Here is a 17,431-nt window from a genome sequence, read left to right on the forward strand (position 1 = left end):
CGCCGGATGCGGCGACCCGCTCAGACCAGCTGCAGCTCGAAGGCCTTGAGCACGGCACGGGTACGGTCGCGCACACCCAGTTTGGAAAGAATGTTGGAGACGTGGTTCTTGATGGTGCCCTCGGCCACGCCCAGCGAATTGGCGATCTCCTTGTTGGAGAAGCCGCTCGCCATCAGCCGCAGGATCTCGGTCTCGCGGTCGGTCAACGGGTCCGGCCGGTCCAGGCTGACGAACTCGTTGCGCATGTGCTCCAGCCCCGACAACAGCCGCTGGGTCACCGCCGGCTGCACCAGCGAGCCGCCGTTGGCCACGGTACGGATGGCACCGACCAGCTGTTCAAGGGTCACATCCTTGAGCAGGTAGCCCTTGGCACCGGCCTTGAGCCCGGCCAGCACCAGCTGATCGTCATCAAAGGTGGTCAGGATGATCGACGGCGGCAGCGTGCCGGCCCGGCTCAGCGTCTGCAGGGCCTCCAGCCCGGACATCACCGGCATGCGCATATCCATCAGCACCACGTCCGGCTGCACCTGCGGGATCAATTCCACCGCCTGCCGTCCATCGATGGCTTCGGCTACCACTTCGATGCTGTCATCCAGCGCAAGCAGTGAACGGATGCCCTGCCGTACCAGGGTTTGGTCGTCGACCAGACAGACACGGATCATCAATTCACTCCTTGCGGCCCCGAGGCCAACATCATATTGGTTACCAGTGGCAGGCTGGCGCGAAGACGGAAACCCTCACCGCGTCGCGCCGAAACATCCAGCACACCCCCATACTGCGCCAGCCGTTCACGCATGCCGCGCAAACCATTGCCCGGCATTATTTCCTCGAAATCGCCACCGATGCCGTCATCATGCGCGCAGATGACCACTTCCGCATCGTCACGCTCGACCTTGATCCACAGGTTGCGGGCACCGGCGTGGCGCACCGCATTGGTGATGATTTCCTGCGTACAGCGCAACAGCACGTGCGCGCGCTCGGGATCTTCGACGCTGAACGGATCGTCCACCTGCAGATGGATATCCAGCGACGGCACCCGCTCGGTCAAGGGCCGCAAGGCCGCCGCCAGGTCGATCGCACCGCTCTCGCGTAGCTGGCTGACCGCCTCGCGCACGTCGGTGAGCAGCAATTTGGCCAGCGTATGCGCCTGCCGCACGTGTTCCTGCGCCTGGCCTTCGGTGATATGCCCGGCTACTTCGAGATTCAGGCTCAGCGCGGTCAGGTGATGGCCGAGCAGGTCGTGCAGCTCGCGCGAGATGCGGGTGCGCTCGTTCACCCGCGCGCTTTCCGCCAGCAGCAGGCGGGTGGCGCGCAGCTCGGCATTCAAGCGCCGCTGCTCCTCGCGCGCCTGGGTCTGCTGCCGGGCCACCAGGCTGGTGACGAAGATGAACATCGAGAAGCCGCCGTACAGCAGCGACTGCAGCAGCGCCTCGAACAGCGGCAGGCCCAGGATCAGGTTGTAGACCGGCAGCACCGCCAGCTGGCTCAGCACCAGCCAGATGATCCCCACCCAGCGGCTGAGCAGCCACGGGATCACCCCGGCCGCCACCATCATCAGGATGCTGCCCAGGCCGGTGGCCGACAGGTAGCTCACCGCCAGCGCCGAGACCGTCAGCACCAACAGCGCCAGGCGGTCGTACCAGCTGGTGTGACCGGCGGCGTTGAGCCCGCGGGTCAACCAGAAGTAGCAGCCACCGAAGGCCAGATAGGCTACGAACAGCCAGACCGCCTCGCCGGCAGCCGGCTGCAGCACGCCTTCTTCCGGCGCGTATTGGGTATAGACCAGGGGCAGGCTGACCAGGGCCCAGGTAAACAGGCCGGCCAGGCGGAGCACACGGGTATGGCTGAGGTATCCCAACATCCGGCCATGGTAAGGATCTGGCGGCCCGGGCGCCCTCCCTCGTAAGTCATGGGTACCGATGATGGCTGCCCGCTCGCCCGGCTCGGGCGAGCCATGCGATAATCGCGCCACAGCCCACTGGGCCGACCGCGATACCCCACGGAGTCACAATGTCGATTGTTATCCGCGACGTGCGCGAGCACGAGCTCGATTCCGTCCTGGCACTGAACAACAACGCTGGTCTTGCGATTCTTCCGCTGGATGCAGCCAAGCTCCGCCGTTTCTACGAAACCGCCGAATACTTCCGGGTTGCCGAACGCGACGGCAACATGGCCGGTTTCCTGGTCGGCTACGGCAGCAACAGTGCACATGACAGCTGCAACTTCGCCTGGTTCCAGCAGCGCTACCCCAGCTTCTTCTATATCGACCGCATCGTGGTCGCCAGCCGCCGCCGCGGCGGTGGTGTCGGCCGCGCGTTCTATGCCGATGCCCAGAGCTACGCTGAACTGCGCTACCCGCAGATGGCCTGCGAGGTGTTCCTCGACCACGGCGCCGACGCCGCGCTGCTGTTCCATGGCAGCTTCGGCTTCCGCGAGGTCGGCCAGAACACCATGCCCTCGGTGGATGTGCGGGCCAGCATGCTGCTCAAGGATCTGTGCAGCTACGAGTGGGTAAAAGAGACCTATGGCGACAACCTGCCCGACGTTCCCTGGGTAGGCAACACACGCCGGCTGCTGCAACAGCGGCCGACCGGAACCTGAGATGGCAGTGAATTTGGATTACGAACAGGCTGGTGAACTGAAAATCGGGCAGGTGGGCATTGCCAACCTGCGTATCCGCACCCTCGATGTAGCGCGGCTTAGCCAGGAAATGCGCGAACGCGTGGCGCGCGCGCCCAAGTTGTTTGGCCGGGCGGCGGTGATCCTGGATTTCGGCGGCTTGAGCCAGTTGCCCGACCGCGCCACCGCCCAGGAGCTGGTCAATGGCCTGCGCGACGCCGGCGTACTGCCGGTCGCCCTGGCCTACGGCACCAGCGAGACTGAGACCTTGGCCCAGCAACTGGGCTTGCCCCTGCTGGCCAAGTTCCGCGCCCAGTACGAGCGCGCCGACGTCGAACCGGCTGCAGCCCCGGCGCCCGCAGCAGCGCCAGCCGCCACTTCGACAGCAAGCAAACGCGCCTCGGCAGCCGTGCCTGCCCCCGCCGCGCAGGCCGCCGCCGAGGCCGCCGCACCACAGCCAGGGCGCATGCAACTGGCCACGGTGCGCTCCGGCCAGCAGCTCTACGCCGAGAACTGCGACCTGACCGTACTCTCAACAGTGGGTGCCGGCGCCGAGGTCATCGCCGACGGCAGCATCCATATCTACGGTACGCTGCGTGGCCGCGCATTGGCCGGTGCCCAGGGCAACACCAGCGCACGCATTTTCTGTCGCTACTTCCATGCTGAATTAGTCGCGATTGCAGGACGGTATAAGGTACTGGACGATATTCCGGACAATCTGCGCGGCAAGGCCGTGCAGGTATGGCTGGAACAGGACCAGATCATGATTGCTGCGCTGGATTGACGCAGCTCCCAAACATATTCAGGAGAGATCCTTTGGCTGAAATCATCGTAGTCACTTCCGGCAAGGGCGGCGTGGGCAAGACCACCTCCAGCGCCAGCCTGGCATGTGGCATCGCCCGGCGCGGCAAGAAAGTTGCCGTCATCGACTTCGACGTCGGCCTGCGCAACCTCGACCTGATCATGGGCTGCGAGCGCCGGGTGGTATACGACTTCGTCAACGTCGTGCATGGCGAGGCCACGCTCAAGCAGGCGTTGATCAAGGACAAGCGCTTCGACAACCTGTACGTGCTGGCTGCCTCGCAGACCCGCGACAAGGACGCGCTGAACAAGGAAGGCGTGGAGAAGGTCCTCAAGGACCTGGCCGCCGACGGCTTCGACTACATCATCTGCGACTCCCCGGCCGGCATCGAGAAGGGCGCGTTCCTGGCGATGTACTTCGCCGATCGCGCCGTCGTGGTGGTCAACCCGGAAGTGTCCTCGGTACGCGACTCGGACCGCATCATCGGCCTGCTCGATTCTAAGACCGCCAATGCCGAGGCCGGCAAGCCGGTGCCAGCCTACCTGCTGCTGACCCGCTACAGCCCCTCGCGGGTTGAAACCGGCGAGATGCTGAGCATCACCGACGTGGAAGAAGTGCTGGGGCTCAAGGCCATCGGCGTCATTCCCGAATCGGGCGACGTGCTCAACGCCTCCAACAAGGGCGAGCCGGTCATCCTGGACAATGAATCGCCGGCCGGACAGGCCTACGATGACGCAGTGAGCCGCATCCTGGGCGAAGATCGCCCGATGCGCTTCATCTCGGTGGAGAAGAAGGGCTTCTTCAGCAAGTTGTTTGGAGGATAAGCATGGGACTGCTCGACTTCCTGAGACAGAAGAAGACGACCGCCGAAACGGCGAAGAACCGCCTGCAGATCATCATCGCGCAGGAGCGCAGCACCCGTGGCGGCCCAGATTACCTGCCGCTGCTGCAGCGTGAACTGCTGGAAGTGATCAAGAAGTACGTCAACATCGACGCCGATGCGGTCCGCGTGGACCTGGTCAAGGATGGCGCCAACGACGTGCTCGATATTTCCGTGGCCCTGCCCGACGACAAGTAACCGCCACCCGGCGGCTGCGGCCGCCGGGGCTACCGTGCCCGTGAACGAAAGCCCTGCCAGCGCCCCGACCCACCCCGTACTCTGTGTGGGCGATATCGTGTGGGATGACGCGCAGGCCCTGCTTGCGCGCCACGGCCTGCGCCTGAACCACGTTGCCGCGGGCGAGAAGATCCCCGGCAGCTACTGGGGCGAGCCCGAGGCCGGCATCATCGCCTGCGATGTCTATGTACGCGACGACACGCCGGTGCATTCGATGCTGCACGAGTCCTGCCACCTGATCGTACTGCCGCCCGAGCGCCGCGCGCAGGTACATACCGACGCCACCGACTCGGTGCCCGAGGAAGACGCCACCTGCTACCTGCAGATCGTGCTGGCCGGGCAATTGCCCGGCGTTGGCAGCGCGCGGCTGATGGCCGACATGGACAGCTGGGGCTATACCTACCGGCTGGGTTCGACCCAAGCCTGGTTCGAGCAGGATGCCGACGATGCCCGCCGCTGGCTGGTGGAGCGCAACCTGCTGCCGGCCTGACGAGGCAGGCTTGCAGGAGCGGCGTAAGCCGCGAAGCAGATGGACCAACAGGTCCAGCTGCTGCCAGCCATCACGCATTGCCAGCTTCGCGGCTTACGCCGCTCTTACAACCGCCCTCGCCCGTTCACCGCTATTGCGGCCTGGAACTGCTCATATCCAGGGTGACGCGGGTCCCGCGCTCCGGCTGCGAATGGATATCCAGCCGCCAGCCCAGGTGATCGCATAGCCGCGCGATCAGGTCCAGGCCGATGCCGGCGCCCGGATTGCGTTCGCCACGAGTCATGCGCGCATAGACCTGCGCGACTTCTTCCGGGCTCATGCCATGGCCGGGGTCTTCGATGCTCAGCACCGCATCGGCGGAAATACCCATGCGCACCACACCACGGTCACTGTTCTCGATGGCGTTGCGCAGCAGGTTGCCGATTGCCGCCTGCACCACCGCCAGCGGCGCAAGGATCCGGCACGGCGCCACTTCCACCAGCTCCAGTTCCAGCTCCTTGCCCTTGGCGAGATAACGGTGGTCTTCGGCGATTTCCGGCAGCAGTTCTTCCAACGCCACCAGTTCGCTCATCGCGGCCAGCTTGGCCGGGTCGCGTGCCAGCACCAGTAGCAGCTGGATCAACTGCTCCATACCGGTGGAAGTGCTGCGCACGCGCAGCAGCTGCTGGCGCGCCCTTTCCGGCAGGCCCGGCTGTTCCAGCGCCAGCTCGGCGGCGCCGCTGATCACCGCGATCGGCGTGCGCAGCTCGTGGCTCGCGGTACTGATGAACGCCCGCTCGCGCTCGACGAAATGCTCATTGCGCTGCAGGTAGTCATTCACGGCACCGGCAATCACTTCCAATTCGGTGCTGCCACGCCGGTCCACGTAAACGCGCTGCCCGCGACGCTCAGGGCTCAGCCTGGCGATGTCCTGCGCCAGCACCGACAAGGGCCGTACCAGCCGGGTCATGCCCACCCAGGCCATCAACAAGGTGACCAGCAACAAGGCCACGCCGGCCAGCAACGCCCAGCGGGTGATGAAGTGCTCAAGCTCACCGAAATCGGAAATATCCAGTGCCAGCACCACCCGACCGAAATCGGAGGTATCGCGCACCATCACCGCCATGTCCTTGCCTTCCAGCAAGGCGCCGTCGTGCAGCCCCGGATGCAGCTTGGCCAGCCCTTCGGGAATGCCAGCCGGAACATGCGCCGAATAGAAACGCAGCGTGTCCGAATCCTGCCAGTGGTAGTTCGGGTCGCTGCGCATCTGGCCGATGATGCTGTCCAGCTCGGTATTCAACAGCGAGCGCCACACCGCATGCTCGGCATGCTCATGCACATAGTTGGCCGCACTGAACACCGCCAGCGTCACCAGCCCCACATAGATCGCCAGCCAGCCCAGCAGCTTGCGGCGCAGCGTGCGCCGTGTCACTGCGAGCTGCCTGCTGCCGGTGCGGACAACCGGTAGCCAACGCGCGGCAGGGTCTGCAGCAGCTTCTCTTCGAACGGACCATCGACGGCGCGGCGCAGTTCGTAGATATGCGAGCGCAGCATGTCGCCATCGGGCGGCTCATCGCCCCACAGCGCGTATTCGAGCTGGTCCCGGGTGACCGCCGCCGGGCTGGCGCGCATCAGCACTTCCAGCAATTTGCGGCAGGCCGGGTACAGGTGCAGCACCTGGCCGCCGCGCTTGGCTTCGAAGCTGGACATATCCAGCTGCAGGTCGTGGACCTCCAGCACCTTGCGCGGGTTGCGCCCGTGGGTACGCGCCAGCACCGCCTCCAGCCGCACCTCCAGTTCCGGCAGGGCGAAGGGTTTGGTCAGGTAATCGTCGGCACCGGCGCGGAAGCCGGCGATCTTGTCGGGCAGCTCGTCGCGGGCGGTCAGCATGATCACCGGCACTTCGGAACGGAACTCCTCGCGCAGCTTGCGCAGCACCTCCGGTCCTTCCATGCGCGGCAACATCCAGTCCAGCAGAATGGCGTCGTAACTCTGGGTGCCGGCCAGGTGCAGGCCGGTGATGCCGTCCGGCGCGACGTCGAGCACGTGCCCGCGCGCCTCGAAATAGTCGAACAGGTTGGCGATCAGATTGCGATTGTCTTCAATGACCAGCAGCCGCATGCGGGCGTAACCTTGCTGCCCCGGGCCGGGGCTTTACCGACGTATCCTAGCGCCGCCACCGTCGGATTGTCGTGGGAACACCGGCGAAGCCGGCAACTGCCGGTTTCGACGTGTTTCCAACGTGGTCTGCGGCATCATCCTGCCAGCCTTCGACACCGAGCCGCCTGTGCACCCAAGCCTGCCCCGCCCTTCCCGTTCAAATCCCTGGTTTGCGGTCCTGATCGCGCTGGTGGTGATCAGCCTGCTGGCCGGGCTTGGCATGCGCTCGCCGAACCCGCCGGACGAGCCCCGCTTCGTGCTGTCCGCACGCCATATGGTGGAAACCGGGCAATGGCTGCTGCCCCATCGCGGCAGCGAGTTGTATGCGGAAAAGCCCGCCACATTCATGTGGATACAGGCGGCCAGCTACAAGCTGATCGGCGACTGGAACCTGTCGTTCCTGGTGCCGTCGCTGCTGGCGGCGCTGCTGACCCTGTGGCTGACCTGGGACATGAGCCGACGGCTGTGGAACCGGCAGATCGCGCGCTATGCGGTGGTCGGGCTGTTCGTCTGCATCCAGTTCGGGCTGATGGCCAAACGCGCGCAGATCGACATGGTGCTGGTCGCCATGACCACACTGGCGTTGTGGGGGCTGGTCCGCCACCTGCTGCTCGGGCCGAACTGGTGGGCACTGGCGCTGGCCGCCTTTGCCGCCGGTGCCGGCACCGTCACCAAGGGCGTGGGCTTCCTGCCACTACTGATGCTGCTGCCGTGGATGGTCTGGCGCTGGCGCCACCCGCAGGCCGCAGGCCCTGGACGCAGCTGGGGCTGGTGGCTGCTGCTGCCGGCGTTCCTGGCCGGTACCGCAATCTGGCTGGGTCCCCTGGCCATCGCCCTGCTGCAGAACCCCGACCCGCACCTGCAGGCCTACGCCAAGGAACTGCTGTTCAAGCAGACCGGCACCCGCTATGCCAACGCCTGGCACCATCATCAGCCGTTCTGGTACTACCTGCAGGTCATGGCGACGCTGTGGCTGCCGGGCAGCCTGCTGGCACCGTGGCTGATTCCCGCTTGGTGGCGCCGCTGCCGCCGCGCCGATCCGCGCTACATCCTGCTGCTGGGCTGGGCGCTGCTGGTGCTGCTGTTTTTCAGCGCCAGCCCGGGCAAGCGCGAGGTCTACATATTGCCGATGCTGCCGGCCCTGGCGGTGGCCGCGGCGCCGCTGCTGCCGGGCCTGTTGCGGCGCACCGGCGTGCGCTGGCTGCTGCTGGGCTATGTGTTGCTGCTGGCCGTCGCCACGCTGGTGGTCGGCTACGGCGCCGTGCACGGTGACGGCTGGGCACAGCGCAATGCGATCAAGCGCGCAATCGATCCCTGGGTGCTGCCGCAGATTGGCTGGTGGCTGATCGGCTTCAGTGCTGCCTCGCTGCTGTTGGTCGCAGTGCTGCGGCTGCGCCGCGCCGGCTTGGCGGTGGTGCTGACCACGGTGCTGCTGTGGAGCATGTATGGCCTGGGCGCGATGCCGGCACTGGATCCCTACAGCTCGGCCTCGCTGCTGATGGACAAGGTACGCGAGCGGATAGGCCCGGACGCGCAGTTGGGCATGGTCGGCTGGCGTGAACAGAACCTGCTGCAGACCCATCCGCAGGCCACCGATTTCGGTTTCAAACGGCCTGTCGCCGAACAATGGGAAGACGCTGCCCGCTGGGTGACCGAAGACCCGCAGCGGCGCTGGCTGTTCGTGCTGGACAAGGCGATGACGCCCTGTGCTGACCGCGAGCAGATCGTCGATATCGGCAGCGCCAACCGCAACAACTGGCAGTTGCTGCCCGGCACCGCCCTGCATGCGGACTGTGTTGCCAGGACCCATGGCGTGGTGGCCGGCGGTGACGCGGCGGTGGACGACGCCGGCGACTGAGCCGTGCGGCGGGAACCCGGCGCCGGGTTGCCGCCTTCACATCGCCGGCCGCGGCAGGCGATGCTGATGTTTCGACATAATTCCCACATCGCTCCGACCGAGTTCCGACAGCACCGGGCACAGCATGCAGCCATCCTCCTGATGGTCCGCATGCTCCATGCCCCAGTCACCGCTACCAATCCCCACTGCGCAGCAGCCGCCCAGCCGAGCCGCCTTCGCCCGGCAGGCATTGTGGCTGCCGCTGCTGCTGGCGTTGGCAGCGAGCGCTGCGCTGATGGCCGGCGGTGGTGACCAATGGCTGGCCGACCAGTTGTTCCAGCTGCAAGGGCAGCAATGGGCAGCCAAGAACGCCTGGTGGAGCGCACACCTGGTCCACAAGGGTGGCCGCAACCTGAGCTTCCTGATGGCGGCACTGGTGCTGCTGGCGCTGATCCGCAGCAGCCTGCACCCGCGTTGGAAGCCGCTGCGGCGGCCACTGGGTTATCTGCTGCTGTCGGTAGCCCTGTCCACCGGCATCATCGCCCTGCTCAAGTCCTGGACCCATATGGACTGCCCGTGGGACCTGCAGCGCTACGGCGGCCTGCGGCCGTTCATTGGTTTGTTCGAACAGCGCCCGGTTCTGCTCGGACACGCTTCCTGCTTTCCGGGCGGCCACTCCGGCTCGGCCTATGCGTGGATAGCGGCGTACTTCTTCATGTTGCAGGTGCGCCCGCAGTGGCGCCGCCCTGCGCTGCTCATTCCCTTGGGTATTGGCGTGGTGTTCGGTTTCACCCAACAGCTGCGCGGCGCCCATTTCCTGTCGCATGACCTGTGGTCGCTGGCGATCAGCTGGTCGGTTGCAGTGCTGCTGTACACGTGGATGTTCGCGCCTTCCCTGGCTACCGCACGGGTGCCCCGCCCTGCCACCTCTACCGTTGGAGAAACCGCATGAGCACCACGCTTTCGCGCCCTGACAGCCCGCGCCTTAGCTGGGACCGCCTGCGCGCCTGGCGCCCGGAAATCAGCAGCGAAATGCTGATACTCGCGGCCAGCCTGTTCTTCGCGCTGGCCTGCAACAGCTTGTTCTGGCGCAGCGCCATGGCCGCCAACCCGGGCAGCGTGATGTTTGCGCTGTCCTTGTTCGCGCTGCTGGTAGGCGTGCATGCGCTGCTGCTGAGCGTGTTGCTGTGGCGGTGGAATGCCAAGGTGCTGCTGACGTTGCTGTTCATCACCACCGCCTTCGCGGTGCATTACATGAGCAGCTTCAACGTCTACCTGGATGCGGACATGCTGCGCAATGTGCTGGCCACCGACCGCAAGGAAAGCAGCGAGCTGATGACGCCGGCACTGATCCTGCCGCTGCTCGGCTACGGCCTGTTGCCCACCCTGCTGCTGTGGCGCCTGCGCCTGCGCAAGCGCAGCTGGGGCAAGGCGTTGCTGTGGCGCGTCGCGTTCATGCTGGGCGTGGTGCTGGTGACCGGTGCCGGTGCGATGGCTTCGTTCCAGGATATCTCGGCATTGATGCGCAACCACCGTGAAGTGCGTTATCTGGCCACACCGGTGAACTACCTGATCGCCCTGAAGCAGAACCTTGCCAGCTCCAGCCCGATCAAGAAGCAACCCAAGCTGCCGATCGGCACCGACGCCAAGGTCCTGCCGCGTGCAACGGGCAGCAAGCCGCGCCTGCTGGTGCTGGTGGTGGGCGAAACCGTGCGCGCGCAGAACTGGGGCCTGAATGGCTATGCGCGGCAGACCACGCCGGAGCTGGCACAGACCGGTGCGGTCAACTTCCCCGACATGCACGCCTGCGGGTCCAGCACCGAGGTGTCGCTGCCGTGCATGTTCTCGCCGTACGGGCGACACGACTACGATGAGAAGAAAATCCGCGACCATCAATCGCTGCTGCACGTACTGGAACATGCCGGCATCAGCACCCTGTGGCGCGACAACCAGTCCGGTTGCAAGGGCGTATGCGAGAACTTGCCGATAGAGCGCCTGGACGACGCAAAGACCCCGGGCCTGTGCGCCGATGGCCGTTGCATGGATGAAATCCTGATCGAAAACCTGGCCAGCCAGGTACGCGCCAAGCCGGGCGACCGGGTGGTGGTGCTGCATCAGCTGGGCAACCATGGCCCGAGTTATTTCCAGCGTTACCCCGCCCAGTTCCGCCAGTTCGTACCCACCTGCGACACCCCTGACCTGGGCAAGTGCGATCGCCAGCAGATCGTCAACAGCTACGACAACGCAATCCGTTACACCGACCATTTCCTGAGCCGCACCATTGCCACACTGCGCGGACTGGACGACTACGACACGGCGATGATCTACCTGTCCGACCACGGTGAATCGCTGGGTGAGAAGGGCTTGTACCTGCACGGCATGCCATATGCGATCGCGCCGGAAGAGCAGACCCGCGTGCCGATGGTGATGTGGTTCTCGCCGGGGTTCGTCGCCGATCGCGGGCTGGACATCCAGTGCCTGCGCCACCGCGCCGGCCAGCGCACCGAGCAGGACAACCTGTTCCCCTCGGTATTGGGCCTGATGCAGGTGCAGACCTCGGTGTATGACCGGTCAAGGGATGTGTTTGCCGGGTGTGCGGGATGAGTGTTGGGTGTAGAGCGTAGCGGCAATGCTCGAGCCGGCTTGATATTTGATGCCGCGTGCTGAAGCAGAAGCCGATGCGAAGTGAGATGACAGGCGCTGACGCAGATAGCTAGTTTTGCTGTTGCTTTAGGGCCTGGCTGTTGCTTTGGCGATTGCTTTTGGCTTTGGCTTTTGGCTTTTGGCTTTTGGCTTTGGCTTTGGCTGTTGCTTTGGCCGTTGCTTTGGCCGTTGCTTTGGGCGTTGCTTTGGCTGCTGCTTTGGCTGCTGCTTTGGCTGCTGCTTTGGCTGCTGCTTTGGCTGTTGCTTTGGCCGTTGGCTTCACCTTCCCTTCTCCCGCCTGCGGGGGAAGGTGCCCGAAGGGCGGATGGGGGGAAGCTTCTGCAGTTGCCTGCTTTAAATTCAACTGATGCCCCATCAGCTTGGCGGCTTACGCCGCTCCTACAACAAACTGTTGGTCTATCAGCTTCGCGGCTCACGCCGCTCCCACAAACTGCTGTTCCATCAGCTTCGCGGCTCACGCCGCTCCCACAAACTGGTGGTCTATCGGTTTCGCCGCTTACACTGCTCCCGCAAACCCGCGCTGTTCCGCTCCCCTAAACAGCCGGCCGCCGGCGACCAGGAGCTGTCATGACCACCTTCCCGCAATGGCTTCCTTGGGCGCTGCTGTCGGCGGTGTTCGCCGCGCTGACCGCCATCTTCGCCAAGCTCGGCCTGCAGAACATCGATTCGGACATGGCGATGCTGCTGCGAACGGTCATCATCACCGTGGTACTGGCGATGTTCGTCGCCGCCACCGGCAAATGGAGCAACCCGCTGCAACTGCCCGGCCCGACGGTCGGCTGGCTGGTACTGTCCGCGCTGGCCACCGGTGCCTCCTGGGTGTGTTATTTCCGCGCACTGCAGCGCGGTCCGGCCGCGCAGGTGGCGCCGGTGGACAAGCTCAGCGTGGTGCTGGTCGCCATCTTCGCAGTGGCCTTCCTGCACGAGCGCCTGGCCTGGCGGGAATGGCTGGGGGTGGCGATGATCGGCAGCGGCGTGCTGCTGATGGCGCTCAAGCGCTGACCTTTGTCCACTTGCGGCCCGGCCGCTGCCCCACTAGCCTTCGCCGGTACTTATAAACCGGGGTTTGCTGTGAAGAATCGTCATTTGGTCCTGGCCGCCGCCGTCGGCGTGGCCGTGCTCTCGTTGGCTGCCTGTAAAAAGGACGCCGCCACCGACGCCGCCAAGCCGGCCACCACCCAGACCGCACCGGCCGAAAGCGCCGACCAGTTCATTGCCCGGGTCAATGCCGAATACAAGGCCATGTACCCGGAGATGACCTCGGCGCAGTGGCTGTCGTCCACCTATATCAACGACGATTCGGCACGCGTCGCGGCCAAGGCCAACGAGCGCTGGCTGACCGTGCTGAACGGCTGGATCGAGCAGGCCAACAAGTACGAAGGCCAGCCGATGAGTGCCGATACCAAGCGCGCCATCAGCCTGCTCAAGCTGATGACCTCGATGCCCGCCCCGCGTGACCCGCAGAAGCTGGCCGAGCTGGCCGGCATCGCCACCAAGCTGGAAGGCGACTACGGCGCCGGCACCTATTGCGTGGGTGAAGGCGACAAGCAGAACTGCCGCCAGCTTGGCGACCTGGAGAAGGTATTGGCCACGTCGCGCGACTACGACAAGCAACTCGACGCCTGGCAGGGCTGGCAGTCCACCGCCGTGCCGTCGCGTGCCAACTACCAGCGCTTCGTCGAACTGGTCAACGAAGGCGCACGCGAACTGGGTTACACCGATGCCGGCCAGATGTGGCGCAGCGGCTACGACATGCCGGCCGACCAGGTTGGCCCGGAAACCGACCGCCTGTGGGGCCAGCTCAAGCCGCTCTACGAACAACTGCACTGCTACACCCGCGCCAAGCTGGACAAGGAATACGGCAAGGACAAGGCCGAAGTGGGCGGCGGCATGATCGCCGCGCACCTGACCGGCAACATGTGGCAGCAGGACTGGAGCAACCTGTGGGACATGACCGCGCCGTACCCGAACGCGGGCAGCCTGGACATCACCGCCGCGCTGGAAAAACAGTACCAGACCAATCTGAGCGGTGCCCTGGCCAAGGCCGGCGGCAGCGACCCGGCCAGCCGCTTCAAGGCGCAGCGTGAAGCCGAGCTGGCCACCGCCAAGCAGATGACCGAGCGCGCGCAGGACTTCTACGTGTCGCTGGGCATGCCCAAGCTGCCGGACAGCTACTGGCAGAACACCCAGTTCATCAAGCCGCTGGACCGCAACGTGGTCTGCCACGCCAGCGCCTGGGACATGAACATGGGCGGTGACGGCAAGGATGTTGGCCCGGACGTGCGCACCAAGATGTGCATCACCCCGAACGAAGAAAACTTCACCACCATCTACCACGAGCTCGGCCACATCTATTACGACCTGGCCTACAACCCGCTGCCGCCGTTGTTCCAGGGCGGTGCCAACGACGGCTTCCACGAAGCCATCGGCGACACCATCGTGCTGGCGATGACGCCCAAGTACCTCAACTCGATCGGTCTGGTCGATGCGCAGCAGGAAAGCCGCGAAGCCACCATCAATGCGCAGATGCGCATGGCGATGTCGGGCGTGTCATTCCTGCCGTTCGGGCTGATGATCGACCGCTGGCGCTGGGGCGTGTTCGATGGCTCGATCAAGCCGGACCAGTACAACCAGAAATGGTGGGAACTGAAGGCCCAGTACCAGGGCGTGGCCCCGGCCAGCGCCCGCGGCGAGGAGTTCTTCGACGCCGGTGCCAAGTACCACGTACCGGGTAACACGCCGTACCTGCGCTACTTCCTGGCGCGCGTGTTGCAGTACCAGTTCTACAAGGGCCTGTGCGACGCATCCGGCTATACCGGCCCGCTCAACGAGTGCAGCTTCTATGGCAACAAGGAAGCCGGCCAGAAGTTCTGGGCCATGCTGAGCAAGGGCGCCAGCCAGCCGTGGCAGGCCACGCTGAAGGAACTGACCGGCACCGAGAAGCTCGACGCCGCGCCGATGCTGGAATACTTCTCCCCGCTGCAGGAATGGCTGAAGCAGCAGAACGAAGGCCAGATGTGTGGTTGGCAGGCTGCAGCTCCTGCTGCGGCACCGACCGCTGCTCCAGCAGCTGCACCGGCGCAGCCATCGGCACCGTAATCGCAACAGCTGATGAAACAAACAAAGGGCGCCGCAATGGCGCCCTTTGTGTATCCGCTGGCGCTGCATTTGTCTCAAGGCGAATTGCCTCCAGCCGGCAAACAATGATGCAACCGGCAGTGCTGGCAACCGCGCAACACTCCACGATCCGCCATTCACCCGCCTTGACACATCAGCATGCCGTGGCATCGTTACCCGGCAACTTCGGGAGATACGAATGAAATTAGTAGCAGTTCTTGCTGCATTCGCTGTCCTTGCGATTCCGCTAAACCTGGCGTTTGCCGCCGAGAGCACCGGCACCGGGCCGATACATGTCGGCATCACCGATGCGGGCAGCACGCTTGGCCTTGCATTCACACCTCCCGGCGAAGAAGGCTGGACAAGGAATGGTTCCGGAGCGAGCACGACGCTGAGCTGGAACGCGGAGTCCGCTTCGGACAACCGCAAGATCGAAGCCTATCTAACCCGTCTCGACGCGCCGATAGCGCCAATTTCGGGCTACATCAAGACCGTCAAACGCAATCTGGAACAAGGCTACGCCAGCAGCCCACGCTTCAAGATCAGCTCGCTTCAAGTGAGCCAATACCCTTCGGACCCGCGCTGCGCAAGAATCCACCTGCTGCTTGAGGCACGGCAACCCGCGGCAGACGGGCAGCGGCAATGGAGCGAACAGTACGCACTGTCGTGCGGCTCATTGAAAACCAGAGGTGTCGGTTACGAGCTGCGCTATTACCACCGCTATACCGACGCCCACCGCGATGACGGGCTGGAAGCAAAAGCCAATGCAGTGCTGGAAAGCCTGGTCATTGAAGGCGGTTGATCTTCACTGCGCTCCGCCGTTCCATCCCCGTAGAGCGCAAGGCAGGCAGGGTGCGCGGAACCAGGCGCGCCTACTCCGCCCTGAACATCACCGGCATATTCAGCGTCACCTCGTCCACACCGGCCGCCGTTTCCCCGGGCGACACACTCCAGCCCAAGGCCGCTTCGCGGGCGGCCTTATCCAGCAAGGCGTTACCACTGCTCCTGGCGACGCTGACCCCACGGACCTCGCCTGATCCGGCCAGCCTGATTGCCAACATCACCGTACCGCCCGCCTTTTCGTTCCAGGCAGCGGTGGGATAGCGTGGCGGGTTGAAACGCGCCTGGCGCGCTACCAGCTCCTGCAGATGCTGCACGGTGCGCGGCGAAACCGGGCGTGGCGCCGGCGCCTTGGCCCCTGCTGCCACAGGCTCCCTGCCCGGCACCATGGGCGGGGGCGGCCAGTCGGGAATTTCCTCCACTGGCTGCGGCGCTTCGAATCGCACCTGCACGCGCCGCCGCTCGCCATCCCCGGCAATTGGCCTCAGCGCTTTCCAATTGCGTGCGGACCCCCGCACGGCATCATCCAGCGCGGGGTCGCCGCTGCTGCGCTCGATCAGGACCGAGCTGATGCTGCCATCGGCCAGCACGTCCACCGCCACCAGTACGCTGCCACCACTGCTGAGGCCAGATGGCGGAAGCCGCACAGGACGCTGTTGCTGTTCGAACCCCGCAGACGGCAGATCAACCCGGACCAATTCATCGGCAGGCTGCACCGTCACTACCGAGGGCGGTGTCGGCCGCGGCAACGGCAACAAGCCCTTGCCGGTGCTCACGAACTGCGGCGCGGGCAGGACCTGCTCCGGCGACGTCTTTCCCTCTTCGGCCGCAGCGCTGCTCTCGCCCGAAGCGGACGCGGTGTTGCCGATGATCGTTGCAGCACGCGCCTTCAGCAAATCCAAACGCAGGCGCGAGCCATCGGGCAGCAAGCGGGTGCTGATCCGCATATCCGATTGAAACAACATCTCATCGCTGATCGACATCGTCATCGCGGAACTACCGGATGCCGAGCGCCGCAACTGGTCGGCAAGCAGCAAAGCCCCCAGCGCCACTTCTTCGTCGGCGTCCACGATGGTGGCGGCATAGCTGGACCAGAATTCGGCGGACTTGGGTGCATAGCCGAGGATGGCCTCCTGCAGCCGAATCAGGTCAATGAGTTTTTCCTCCAGCAAGCCATCGTCGTCCGACGCCGCATCCTCAGCGGAACCGCGCTCGGCCTTAAGCCGCAACGCAAACGCAAGCACAGCCATGTCCTGCAGCAGCAGCCGCCGCCCGGCGATATCCACATCAGGGACGGCCTGCCACATTGATTTCAGCGCGGCATGCCGCTGCCGGCTCAGCATTTGTTTTGTTTCCCTGCCCGCCGGCATGTCGAAGGTGGCATTGAACCTGTCGCGCGCAGCATTGAACGCCTCGCGGTCACCACCAACACGCACGCCCCTGCGCGCCCATAGTTGCAATTCATCCAGCCCGGCATCCACCCGTTGCTGATCCTGACGCGCCGCAGCCCGGGCAAGCGCATGCACTTTTCCGGCAGCGTCTCGCTCGTAGCTGCTGCGTGAATACCATTCGGGAATCTCGGTGCGCTTGACCGCAGGCGAACTGCCAGCAACGTCGGCACGCAGCGTTCCCTCTTCCGGTATTACGACATACGGAGACAAACGGGTGGCAAACAGCAGAAAGGCAAACCCAATCCCCACAACCAGCGCCGCGCCCGCGTACTTGTGGGAGTGGTCCTTGACTGCCACACGCAGCAGCGCACCTACCGAAACCAGGCTGCCCACCAGCACGCCAGCGCGGAACGCT

At 64.8% G+C, this 17,431-nt stretch carries 17 protein-coding genes; 11 read left to right on the forward strand and 6 right to left on the reverse strand.

Annotated elements, in window-relative coordinates:
* Nucleotides 1–20 precede the first annotated feature (20 nt).
* Nucleotides 21–662, reverse strand: a complete 642-nt coding sequence (locus BCV67_RS03945; RefSeq protein WP_062166571.1) for a response regulator — start codon at nucleotides 660–662, stop codon at nucleotides 21–23.
* Nucleotides 662–1,861, reverse strand: coding sequence for a sensor histidine kinase (locus BCV67_RS03950; RefSeq protein ID WP_062166572.1), 1,200 nt, complete (start codon nucleotides 1,859–1,861; stop codon nucleotides 662–664). The genes BCV67_RS03945 and BCV67_RS03950 overlap by 1 nt, the downstream gene beginning before the upstream one ends.
* 149 nt (nucleotides 1,862–2,010) lie before the next feature.
* On the opposite strand from BCV67_RS03950, the gene BCV67_RS03955 reads away from it, so the two are divergent.
* Genes BCV67_RS03955 through BCV67_RS03975 form a run of 5 tightly spaced genes read left to right on the forward strand, consistent with a single transcriptional unit; the run spans nucleotide 2,011 to nucleotide 5,028 of the window.
* The gene (locus BCV67_RS03955) at nucleotides 2,011–2,601 is read left to right on the forward strand and encodes a GNAT family N-acetyltransferase (RefSeq protein WP_057630113.1); all 591 of its coding nucleotides are present in this window, start codon (nucleotides 2,011–2,013) and stop codon (nucleotides 2,599–2,601) included.
* A gap of 1 nt (nucleotide 2,602) precedes the next feature.
* Complete coding sequence (gene minC, locus BCV67_RS03960) at nucleotides 2,603–3,403, forward strand: septum site-determining protein MinC (protein WP_062166573.1); 801 nt, start codon at nucleotides 2,603–2,605, stop codon at nucleotides 3,401–3,403.
* 32 nt (nucleotides 3,404–3,435) lie between these two features.
* The gene (gene minD, locus BCV67_RS03965) at nucleotides 3,436–4,245 is read left to right on the forward strand and encodes a septum site-determining protein MinD (RefSeq protein ID WP_057630109.1); all 810 of its coding nucleotides are present in this window, start codon (nucleotides 3,436–3,438) and stop codon (nucleotides 4,243–4,245) included.
* Nucleotides 4,246–4,247: 2 nt separating this feature from the next.
* Complete coding sequence (minE, locus tag BCV67_RS03970; RefSeq protein ID WP_057630107.1) at nucleotides 4,248–4,499, forward strand: cell division topological specificity factor MinE; 252 nt, start codon at nucleotides 4,248–4,250, stop codon at nucleotides 4,497–4,499.
* Nucleotides 4,500–4,539: 40 nt separating this feature from the next.
* Nucleotides 4,540–5,028, forward strand: a complete 489-nt coding sequence (locus BCV67_RS03975; RefSeq protein WP_062166574.1) for a hypothetical protein — start codon at nucleotides 4,540–4,542, stop codon at nucleotides 5,026–5,028.
* A gap of 130 nt (nucleotides 5,029–5,158) precedes the next feature.
* Here the strand turns inward: BCV67_RS03975 and BCV67_RS03980 are convergent, their stop codons facing one another.
* Together BCV67_RS03980 and BCV67_RS03985 are read right to left on the reverse strand one after the other, a co-directional pair.
* Nucleotides 5,159–6,439, reverse strand: coding sequence for a sensor histidine kinase (locus BCV67_RS03980; protein WP_062166575.1), 1,281 nt, complete (start codon nucleotides 6,437–6,439; stop codon nucleotides 5,159–5,161).
* Nucleotides 6,436–7,128 carry a response regulator transcription factor gene (locus BCV67_RS03985; RefSeq protein WP_062166576.1) on the reverse strand — a complete coding sequence of 231 codons (693 nt, stop codon included), beginning with the start codon at nucleotides 7,126–7,128 and terminating at the stop codon, nucleotides 6,436–6,438. The genes BCV67_RS03980 and BCV67_RS03985 overlap by 4 nt, the downstream gene beginning before the upstream one ends.
* A gap of 166 nt (nucleotides 7,129–7,294) precedes the next feature.
* Between BCV67_RS03985 and BCV67_RS03990 the strand changes: the two genes are divergently transcribed.
* The 3 genes from BCV67_RS03990 (at nucleotide 7,295) to BCV67_RS04000 (ending at nucleotide 11,608) form a co-directional block, all read left to right on the forward strand.
* Nucleotides 7,295–9,025 carry an ArnT family glycosyltransferase gene (locus tag BCV67_RS03990; RefSeq protein WP_062171391.1) on the forward strand — a complete coding sequence of 577 codons (1,731 nt, stop codon included), beginning with the start codon at nucleotides 7,295–7,297 and terminating at the stop codon, nucleotides 9,023–9,025.
* 157 nt (nucleotides 9,026–9,182) lie between these two features.
* Complete coding sequence (locus tag BCV67_RS03995) at nucleotides 9,183–9,956, forward strand: phosphatase PAP2 family protein (RefSeq protein ID WP_062166577.1); 774 nt, start codon at nucleotides 9,183–9,185, stop codon at nucleotides 9,954–9,956.
* Complete coding sequence (locus BCV67_RS04000; RefSeq protein ID WP_062166578.1) at nucleotides 9,953–11,608, forward strand: phosphoethanolamine transferase; 1,656 nt, start codon at nucleotides 9,953–9,955, stop codon at nucleotides 11,606–11,608. The genes BCV67_RS03995 and BCV67_RS04000 overlap by 4 nt, the downstream gene beginning before the upstream one ends.
* 109 nt (nucleotides 11,609–11,717) lie before the next feature.
* On the opposite strand, the gene BCV67_RS19940 is transcribed toward BCV67_RS04000, so the two are convergent.
* Nucleotides 11,718–12,023, reverse strand: a complete 306-nt coding sequence (locus tag BCV67_RS19940; protein WP_156455752.1) for a hypothetical protein — start codon at nucleotides 12,021–12,023, stop codon at nucleotides 11,718–11,720.
* A gap of 212 nt (nucleotides 12,024–12,235) precedes the next feature.
* Here BCV67_RS19940 and BCV67_RS04005 point away from each other — a divergent pair, with 212 nt between their 5' ends.
* From BCV67_RS04005 to BCV67_RS04015, 3 genes are all read left to right on the forward strand, one after another.
* Nucleotides 12,236–12,670, forward strand: coding sequence for an EamA family transporter (locus tag BCV67_RS04005; protein ID WP_062166579.1), 435 nt, complete (start codon nucleotides 12,236–12,238; stop codon nucleotides 12,668–12,670).
* 69 nt (nucleotides 12,671–12,739) lie between these two features.
* Nucleotides 12,740–14,767, forward strand: a complete 2,028-nt coding sequence (locus BCV67_RS04010) for a M2 family metallopeptidase (RefSeq protein ID WP_062166580.1) — start codon at nucleotides 12,740–12,742, stop codon at nucleotides 14,765–14,767.
* A gap of 217 nt (nucleotides 14,768–14,984) precedes the next feature.
* A complete protein-coding gene (locus BCV67_RS04015; RefSeq protein ID WP_062166581.1) occupies nucleotides 14,985–15,587 on the forward strand; it encodes a hypothetical protein in 603 nt (200 codons plus the stop codon).
* Between the two features lie 70 nt (nucleotides 15,588–15,657).
* Here BCV67_RS04015 and BCV67_RS04020 read toward each other — a convergent pair whose 3' ends face one another.
* Nucleotides 15,658–17,415 (reverse strand): energy transducer TonB family protein, encoded by a 1,758-nt coding sequence (locus BCV67_RS04020; protein WP_172837721.1) that lies wholly within the window; start codon nucleotides 17,413–17,415, stop codon nucleotides 15,658–15,660.
* Between the last annotated feature and the right edge of the window lie 16 nt (nucleotides 17,416–17,431).

This window comes from Stenotrophomonas nitritireducens (assembly GCF_001700965.1).
Lineage (GTDB): Bacteria > Pseudomonadota > Gammaproteobacteria > Xanthomonadales > Xanthomonadaceae > Stenotrophomonas > Stenotrophomonas nitritireducens_A.

Coding starts and splice junctions, on each gene's coding strand:
- BCV67_RS19940 (WP_156455752.1), bottom strand. CDS start 12,023: ATGGGGCATCAGTTGAATTTAAAGCAGGCAACTGCAGAAGCTTCCCCC.
- BCV67_RS04005 (WP_062166579.1), top strand. CDS start 12,236: ATGACCACCTTCCCGCAATGGCTTCCTTGGGCGCTGCTGTCGGCGGTG.
- BCV67_RS04015 (WP_062166581.1), top strand. CDS start 14,985: ATGAAATTAGTAGCAGTTCTTGCTGCATTCGCTGTCCTTGCGATTCCG.
- BCV67_RS03950 (WP_062166572.1), bottom strand. CDS start 1,861: ATGTTGGGATACCTCAGCCATACCCGTGTGCTCCGCCTGGCCGGCCTG.
- BCV67_RS03945 (WP_062166571.1), bottom strand. CDS start 662: ATGATCCGTGTCTGTCTGGTCGACGACCAAACCCTGGTACGGCAGGGC.
- BCV67_RS03955 (WP_057630113.1), top strand. CDS start 2,011: ATGTCGATTGTTATCCGCGACGTGCGCGAGCACGAGCTCGATTCCGTC.
- minC (WP_062166573.1), top strand. CDS start 2,603: ATGGCAGTGAATTTGGATTACGAACAGGCTGGTGAACTGAAAATCGGG.
- BCV67_RS04000 (WP_062166578.1), top strand. CDS start 9,953: ATGAGCACCACGCTTTCGCGCCCTGACAGCCCGCGCCTTAGCTGGGAC.
- minE (WP_057630107.1), top strand. CDS start 4,248: ATGGGACTGCTCGACTTCCTGAGACAGAAGAAGACGACCGCCGAAACG.
- BCV67_RS03985 (WP_062166576.1), bottom strand. CDS start 7,128: ATGCGGCTGCTGGTCATTGAAGACAATCGCAATCTGATCGCCAACCTG.
- BCV67_RS03995 (WP_062166577.1), top strand. CDS start 9,183: ATGCCCCAGTCACCGCTACCAATCCCCACTGCGCAGCAGCCGCCCAGC.